Below are 7,315 nucleotides of genomic sequence, written 5' to 3'. Positions count from 1 at the left end.
GGGCGTGTGGGGGGGTGGGGGGGCGCCCCAGGCTCGTCCTTGCGCGCGGCCCCCCCCCGCCCCCCCCCCCCCCCCCCCCCCCCGCGGGGGCGCGGCCCCCCCCCCCCCCCCCCCCCCCCCCCACGGGGCAGCCGAACGAAACGACGTGTCTTCGGACCGTGGCCGTGTTCAGGCCGTGTTGAGGTCGCATGCGTAGGTGGCGGAGCCGGATCCGGCGTATGCCTCGAGGTCCAGGTAGTACGTTCCGCTGCCCGAGGCCGTGCGGGTGTAGGTGAGGGACTCGTCGCTGCCCCGGCCGTCGTTCACCGACCTCGTCAGGGTGGATCCTGACGCATCGAGGAGATAGGCGTCCGCGTCGTATGCATCGGGTATGGCGCAGGAGATGCTCGCGGTCCTGCCGGAGGCCAGGGTGAACTTGAAGTAGTCCCGGTCGGAGGTGGTGCTCAGTGCGCCGGTCAACGACACCGGGGGAGTGCTCGATGTGATGTCGTCGGCGGCCGAGCGGGAGTCGTTCGGCTCGCTCTCGCTCACCGTCGTGCCTCCTCCTGTGGTGCCGCAACTGGTCTCGGGTGTGCCGTTGTAGAGGTTGGTGTCGGCTACTCCGTTGGTGACGCTGCGTCGGTAGTAGCCGCAGGTGGGGCGGTTCTTGAAGTCGAACGTCTGGCTGCTGGTGAGGTGCCAGATCTTGTATCCGGAGAAGGTCAGGGGCTGGCCGGAGACGGCCTTCTCCGGCTGGTGGTCGCCGAGTACGACGTACGCGTCGTTGCCGTAGAGCGTTGCCAGGCCGTTCTTGTCGATGTAGAGAGAGCTGCCGCCCTCGTCGATGCCGACACCCCAGGCCTTGCCCTGTGTGGTCAGGCCGTCCTTGAGAGCGCGTGCGACGAATGCCATGGTGCGGCCCATCCGGTCGCGAGCCACGAAGTGGGAGTCGTTGATGGTGTCGCCGTAGTTCGGCCAGTTGAACATGCCGGTGGTGAACGTGAGTGACTTGTCGTATGGGTTGGCGAGCGCACCGGCCGAGGTGGCGCTCGCGGTACAGGCGTCATAGACGATCGAGCTGTTGATGTGCAGGCCTGCGCTGCCGCCGCCTGAGCCGCCGCCCTTGGCGACCACGGACTGCACGGACGCCTGGAGTGTGGTGCCCTTCCAGGCCGCGTAGCGGCACTGGTCGCCGCCGGCGAAGTAGACGAACTCCGCGTTGCGGATATCGGTGTTCAGCTGGGTGTTGTTGCCGTCGGACGCGGCGGTGAGTGTCCAGGTGGTGCAGGAATTGACGCCGGAGAGCGCGGTGATCGTGTCGCACTCGGGTGTTGTGCTGCCCGACGTGGGGGCCGAGCCGGCCAGCACGACCACGTCGAGGCTTCCGGTGTTGCCGCGGATCGCGTCGATGGCCTTGGTCATGGAGCCTCCGACGACGCTGCCGTCGCCGTTCATGGTGAAGGCGGGGCCGGACCAGCTCGACCGGCTCACGTCGGATGCGCTGCCGAGGCGTATGCGGTCGGCGGAGGCATGGGCGGGGTCGCTGGCTACGGCGAGAGTCGCGGCGGTCGCCGCGATCACGACGAGCGAGGCGAGGGGTCTGTTCAGCGCGCGTGAAGTCATCGGGGCTCCTGGAGGTGTGGGCCCCGCCCTCCTGCCTGAGGGGGCCGACAGCGGGGATTCGGGAGGCAGTAGTGGAACATACAAGCAACTGTCTGTTACGGGAAGATGTAATGCGGAATCCGGGAAGCGGGGTTCGTCAAGGCGCCAGAAGCGGGTGAAAGCGGCACACTTCAGGGTCCTTCGCGGCTCCAGGACCGTGTTGCTGGAATGTAATCAGCGTTACATCTATGCAGAGTCCGTGGACACCTGTAGTTTCCTGACCTGTCAGAGGGTGAGGGCAGACCTTCCCCGGCAGTACTTCCGAGAGGGACCGATCGTGATGCCACATTCCTCCCGCCGTGCCGTGATCACCATCGCGACCGCAGTCGTGACACTGGTGACGGTGAGCGCCTGCGACGACGGGTCGGACACCGGCAAGTCCGCGCCGCCAGCGGCCGTGAAGGTCGCCGGAGTGACCGTTAAGAAGGACCAGGCCCTGCACGACACCCTGCCTTCCGTCATCAAGAAGTCCGGCACGGTCCGCGTCGCCACCGACGTCCCCTACGCCCCCTTCGAGATGTTCGTCAGTGAAGGCGGAAAGGAGATCACCGGACTCGACTACGACCTCGGTCAGGCCATCGGCGCCAAGCTCGGCGTGAACTTCGACTTCACCCCGCAGAAGTTCGATGGCATCGTGCCGGCCCTCCAGGCCGGCAAGTTCGACGCCGCGATGTCGGCGATCACGGACAACAAGGACCGCCAGAAGGTGGTCGACTTCGTCGACTACTCGCAGTCCGGGTCCGGCATTCTCGTGGCGAAGGGCAACCCGAAGAAGATCACCACCCTCACCGACCTGTGCGGGTCGCCGGTCGGTGTGCAGGCCGCCACCAACCAGCTGAAGCTGCTCACCGAGACGCAGGCCGACTGCATCGCGGCCGGCAAGCCCAAGATCGCCATCTCCACCTTCCCGAAGGACTCCGACGCTCAACTGGCGCTTCGTTCGGGGAAGGTCGTGGCCGACGTGCTGACCAAGCCCGCCGCGGGCTGGACCGCGAAGACGGCCGACGACGGCAAGGCCTTCGAGCTCGTGGAGGACTCCAAGGCGCCTGGCGGTTACAACGCCTCACCCAACGGCATCGCCGTCAGCAAGAAGCTTCCCGAACTCACCGAAGCGATCCAGAAGGCACTCCAGGCCCTCATCGACGACGGCACGGCCGCCAAGATCTTCGACAAGTACGGTGTCGCCTCGATCGCGGTCAAGGAAGCCACCCGTAACGCGGCGGTGGACTGACGATGACCGCCCCCTCCGCACCCGCCAGCGCGACGGCGCACCGCGAGTCCACCCCCGCAGACCTCGACGTCATCCCGGTCAGGCACTACGGGCGCTGGATCGCCGCCGTGGCGGCCGTGGCGGCCGTCGGCGGACTGATCGGCTCGCTGGCCAAGAACGCCAACCTGCACTGGGACGTCATCGGCCACTTCCTCTTCGCCGGGCTCATCTTCGACGGCCTGGCGACGACGCTCTGGCTGACCGCCGCGGCCATGGCCCTCGGTCTGGTGCTGGGCACCCTGATCGCGGTCATGCGTTTGTCGGCCAATCCCGTCCTGTACGCGCTGTCCTCCCTGTTCGTCTGGGTCTTCAGGGGTACGCCGCTGCTCGTCCAGATCATCTTCTGGGGCTACGCCGCAGCGCTGTACAAGAAGGTCCTGATCGGCATCCCCTTCACCGGCATCACGTTCGTCGAGGCCGACACCAACTCCCTGCTCACACCGGCGGTAGCAGCCCTGCTCGCGCTGGGCCTCAACGAGGCCGCCTACGCCAGCGAGATCGTTCGCGCCGGCATCCAGTCGGTCGACCATGGACAGACGGAGGCGGCCCACTCGCTCGGCATGCGTCCCGCCCTGACCATGCGCCGGATCGTCCTGCCCCAGGCGATGCGGGTGATCATCCCGCCGATGGGCAACGAGACCATCAACATGCTGAAGATGACGGCGCTCGTCTCCGTCATCGCCGCCCACGACCTGATGTCGAACATCCAGGACGTGTACGCGCAGAACTACCAGGTCATCCCCATGCTCGTGGTCGCCAGCATCTGGTACCTGGCCCTGGTCAGCCTGCTGAGCATCCCGCAGGCATGGATGGAACGGCGCTACGGCCGCGGCACCTCGGGAGGCGCCAGGATCTCACCCCTGCAGCGCATGCTCGCGGGCGCCGCCGGCCTGGGCCGCGCGAAGAAGGAGTCGAAGCGATGAGCACCCCCATGGTGCACGCACAGGGCGTGCGCAAGCACTTCGGGAGGCTCGAGGTCCTCAAGGGCATCGACCTGACCGTCGGCGCGGGAGAGGTGTGCTGTCTGCTCGGCCCCTCGGGCTCGGGCAAGTCCACCTTCCTGCGGTGCATCAACCACTTGGAGACCGTCGACGGCGGCCGGTTGTCCGTCGACGGCCAGCTCGTCGGCTACCGTCGGCAGGGCGACCGGATGTACGAACTGCGCGAGAAGGAAGTCGCCTCGCGCCGACGCGACATAGGCATGGTCTTCCAGAGGTTCAACCTCTTCCCCCATCTCACCGCCCTGGAGAACGTGACCGAGGCACCCGTACGGGTCGCGGGCGTCAACCGCGTCGAAGCGCGCGAGGACGGTATGCGCCTGCTGGACCAGGTCGGCCTCGCCGACCGCGCCGGACACTACCCTGCGCAGCTCTCCGGCGGACAGCAGCAGCGAGTCGCCATCGCCCGCGCCCTGGCCATGAAACCGAAGCTCATGCTGTTCGACGAGCCGACCTCGGCACTCGACCCGGAACTCGTCGGCGACGTTCTGGACGTCATGCGGCAACTGGCGGCCGATGGCATGACCATGGTCGTCGTCACCCATGAGATCGGCTTCGCCCGCGAGGTGGGCGACACCGCCGTCTTCATGGACGAGGGCGTCGTCGTGGAAGCCGGGCACCCGCAGCAGGTCCTGGTCGATCCCGAGCAGGAACGCACCCGCGGATTCCTCTCGAAGGTTCTGTGAGCGCCCCGGTCCGTCAGCAGCCCCGCACGGCCGCACTGCTGACGCTCGCCCGCGCCCACAAGCCCCGCTACCTGCGGGACCTTGCCGAACTCGTCGCGATCGACTCCGGGTCCTACAGCGCCGATGGTGTCAACCGGGTCGGCGAGATCGTCGGCGAACGGCTCCGCGCCCTAGGGTTCGACACCCAGCGCCTCAGCCCACCGCCAGTCGGCGCCCGCCGCACGGGTGACGTGGTCGTGGCGCGCAAGAGGGGATCGCTGTCCGTCGAGGACGGCGGCCGCCGGATCCTCCTGGCCGCTCACATGGACACGGTGTTCGAGGACGGAACAGCCGCGGTGCGACCGTTCGCCATGGCCGGCTCGCATGCCCACGGGCCGGGCGTGAGCGACGACAAGGGCGGACTGGTCGCAGGACTCACCGCGCTGCGCATCCTCGAGGAGACCGGCTTCCACCAGTACGCGGAGCTGGTGTTCCTGGCCGTGCCCGACGAGGAGATCGGATCCCCGGCGAGCCGCCCGCTCACCGAAGAGACGGCACGCGGCATGCACTACGCCCTTGCGCTGGAGTGCGCTCGCCAGAACGGCGACGTCGTGATCGCCCGCAAGGGTGTGGCCGACTTCCGGCTGGCCGTCAAGGGGCGGGCCGCCCACGCCGGCATCGAACCGGAACGCGGCGCGAACGCCGCCCTGGCGGCTGCTCATCTCACCGTCGCCGTGCAGGGGCTCAACGGCCGCTGGGACGACGTGACGGTCAACGTGGGCATGCTGCACGCCGGCACCCGCACCAACATCGTCTGCCCGGAGGCCGAACTGCACGTCGAGGTCCGCTCGGCGACGACACGGGGCATCGAGCGGGCCCGGCAGGCGATCGAGGAACTCGCCGCGCGCCCGGTCGTGGCCGGAACCAGCGTGACGGTGGAGCAACTCGACCTCTGCCCACCGATGGAGGACACCGATGCCTCCCGTCGGATCCTGCGCACCGCCCAGGACATCGGCGAGGAACTGGGAGTGTCCTTCGGGGCGGCCGCGACCGGCGGAGTGGGTGACGCAAACTTCATCGCCGGTACGGGAGTTCCCGTTCTCGACGGACTGGGACCGGTCGGCGGCAGCGATCACAGCCCGCAGGAGTGGCTGGACACCACCACGATCGTCACCCGTGTCGCCCTGCTCGCCTCGCTCATCGCCGAACTCGGCCGCGAGAACACCCTGACCGTCTGAACCGGCCCTTCAGGCCGGTCGGGCACCCTCGCCCGGCCGGCCCCGAAGCGGCCGGCACCCCCGACCAGCACCCGCACCAGTCCAGCCGAAGACGGCCCAACACAGGCCTGCCCGACCGCACATCTCCCACGTCAGCACCCATCATGGAGGCACCTCATGCGCACCCCGCACAGAGCCGGCCGTACCGTACTGGCCGCCGGCACCGCGCTCCTGCTGGCCCTGGCAGCCGCCCCGGCGGCCTCGGCACACCCGGCCGCCGCACACCGCTCCGCCGGCTCCCTCGTCCTGGTCGGCGGCGGCCTGAAGGACAACAACGACCAGGTGTACGGCGAAATCATCGACAGGGCCGGAGGCAAGGGACGCGCACGGATCGGCGTGCTGACCGCCGCCTCGCTGCCCGAGAGTCAGGACCCGAACGCCGGTGACCCGGATACCTGCTCCAACTCCGCCTGCAACGGCGCCTATTACGCCGACCTGTTCACCCGTCACGGCGCAGCCGACGCCGAATGGATCCCCGTCGACCTCGACCACCTCTCCGCGGCCGACTCCGACCGTGTCGTCGCCCAAGTAAACAGCATGACCGGTTTCTTCTTCGGCGGCGGAGACCAGTACCGGTACGTGACCAGCCTGCTGCACGGCTCCGCGCACACCGACTCCAAGGTGCTGGCCGCTATCCGAGCCAAGCTCGCACGCGGTGCCGTGGTGGCCGGGTCGAGCGCCGGCGCGCAGATCGCGGCCGGGGCAGACATGATCACCGGCGGCGACTCATACGAGGCCCTGCGGGACGGCAGCGCCCCCGGCTACTTCGAAGACGCCTCGAAGCTCGGCTACCTGCCCGAGGGCGGCTTCGGCTTCCTGCGCTCGGGGCTGCTGGACACCCACACCGGCACGTCCGGGCGCGAGGGCCGCTCGTTGCGGCTTGCCTCCGACACGGGCCACCAGCGGGTCTACGCGCTGGAGGAGAATACTGCGCTCGTCGTCGAGCATCCGGGTTCGCCCGACGAGAGCATGCGCGTGGTCGGCCCCCAGGGACTCGCGGTGTTCGATCTGCGCCAGGCGCATGCAGGCCGACGTGATGGTGGCTGGTCCCTCACCGGGGCACGGTACAGCTACCTCACCGACGGAGACCGCTACGAGCCGCGCCGCTGGCGGGTCCGGCCCGCGTCCCACAAGCGCCCGCTCCAGCCGCAGGACTCCACTGCCGTCCCCGCGAACAACGACGTCTTCTACTCCCTCGCCAACGACGACGGCGTCCCCTACAGCTTCCTGGGCACCGCACGAGCCCTCGCGCAGTCCGCCGGACAGCGGGAGGCCACCGCCACCACCTTCGAGTCCGGGCCGCGATTCACCGTCACCTTCGACAAGAACCGGCACTTCACGCCGCTGACCGACGACGGCACCACCGCGGACACCCTCATCGGGATGACCGTGTCCGTCACCCCTAACTGACCCCGCTCATCGCGCGGAACGAGCCGGGAGCGCCCGGAATGCCCGACGGGGCAC

At 68.8% G+C, this 7,315-nt stretch carries 6 protein-coding genes; 5 read left to right on the top strand and 1 reads right to left on the bottom strand.

All coding sequences use genetic code 11. The features are described 5' to 3' along the window. Positions 1 to 168 precede the first annotated feature (168 nt). The gene (locus tag ACFYYF_RS13575; RefSeq protein WP_388774874.1) at positions 169 to 1,602 is read right to left on the bottom strand and encodes a pre-peptidase C-terminal domain-containing protein; all 1,434 of its coding nucleotides are present in this window, start codon (positions 1,600 to 1,602) and stop codon (positions 169 to 171) included. 319 nt (positions 1,603 to 1,921) lie between these two features. On the opposite strand from ACFYYF_RS13575, the gene ACFYYF_RS13570 reads away from it, so the two are divergent. From ACFYYF_RS13570 to ACFYYF_RS13550, 5 genes are all read left to right on the top strand, one after another. After that, positions 1,922 to 2,872: an ABC transporter substrate-binding protein gene (locus ACFYYF_RS13570; RefSeq protein WP_388774871.1), complete on the top strand. Its 951-nt coding sequence runs from the start codon at positions 1,922 to 1,924 to the stop codon at positions 2,870 to 2,872. A gap of 2 nt (positions 2,873 to 2,874) precedes the next feature. Next, positions 2,875 to 3,834: an amino acid ABC transporter permease gene (locus ACFYYF_RS13565; RefSeq protein WP_388774868.1), complete on the top strand. Its 960-nt coding sequence runs from the start codon at positions 2,875 to 2,877 to the stop codon at positions 3,832 to 3,834. An 8-nt stretch (positions 3,835 to 3,842) separates the two neighbouring features. Further along, a complete protein-coding gene (locus ACFYYF_RS13560) occupies positions 3,843 to 4,595 on the top strand; it encodes an amino acid ABC transporter ATP-binding protein (RefSeq protein ID WP_388775708.1) in 753 nt (250 codons plus the stop codon). Continuing rightward, positions 4,592 to 5,812: a M20 family metallopeptidase gene (locus ACFYYF_RS13555; RefSeq protein ID WP_388774866.1), complete on the top strand. Its 1,221-nt coding sequence runs from the start codon at positions 4,592 to 4,594 to the stop codon at positions 5,810 to 5,812. Before ACFYYF_RS13560 ends, ACFYYF_RS13555 begins: the two co-directional genes overlap by 4 nt. A gap of 156 nt (positions 5,813 to 5,968) precedes the next feature. Beyond that, positions 5,969 to 7,261 carry a cyanophycinase gene (locus tag ACFYYF_RS13550; protein WP_388774863.1) on the top strand — a complete coding sequence of 431 codons (1,293 nt, stop codon included), beginning with the start codon at positions 5,969 to 5,971 and terminating at the stop codon, positions 7,259 to 7,261. The last annotated feature ends 54 nt before the right edge of the window (positions 7,262 to 7,315 follow it).

This window comes from Streptomyces sp. NPDC001914, assembly GCF_042891215.1.
In the GTDB taxonomy this organism is placed as follows: domain Bacteria; phylum Actinomycetota; class Actinomycetes; order Streptomycetales; family Streptomycetaceae; genus Streptomyces.
This window is presented reverse-complemented; position numbering and strand designations above follow the sequence as displayed.

Excerpts from the sequence above, each read along its gene's own strand:
- ACFYYF_RS13565 (WP_388774868.1), top strand. The coding sequence starts at position 2,875 with ATGACCGCCCCCTCCGCACCCGCCAGCGCGACGGCGCACCGCGAGTCC.
- ACFYYF_RS13570 (WP_388774871.1), top strand. The coding sequence starts at position 1,922 with ATGCCACATTCCTCCCGCCGTGCCGTGATCACCATCGCGACCGCAGTC.
- ACFYYF_RS13550 (WP_388774863.1), top strand. The coding sequence starts at position 5,969 with ATGCGCACCCCGCACAGAGCCGGCCGTACCGTACTGGCCGCCGGCACC.
- ACFYYF_RS13560 (WP_388775708.1), top strand. The coding sequence starts at position 3,843 with ATGGTGCACGCACAGGGCGTGCGCAAGCACTTCGGGAGGCTCGAGGTC.
- ACFYYF_RS13575 (WP_388774874.1), bottom strand. The coding sequence starts at position 1,602 with ATGACTTCACGCGCGCTGAACAGACCCCTCGCCTCGCTCGTCGTGATC.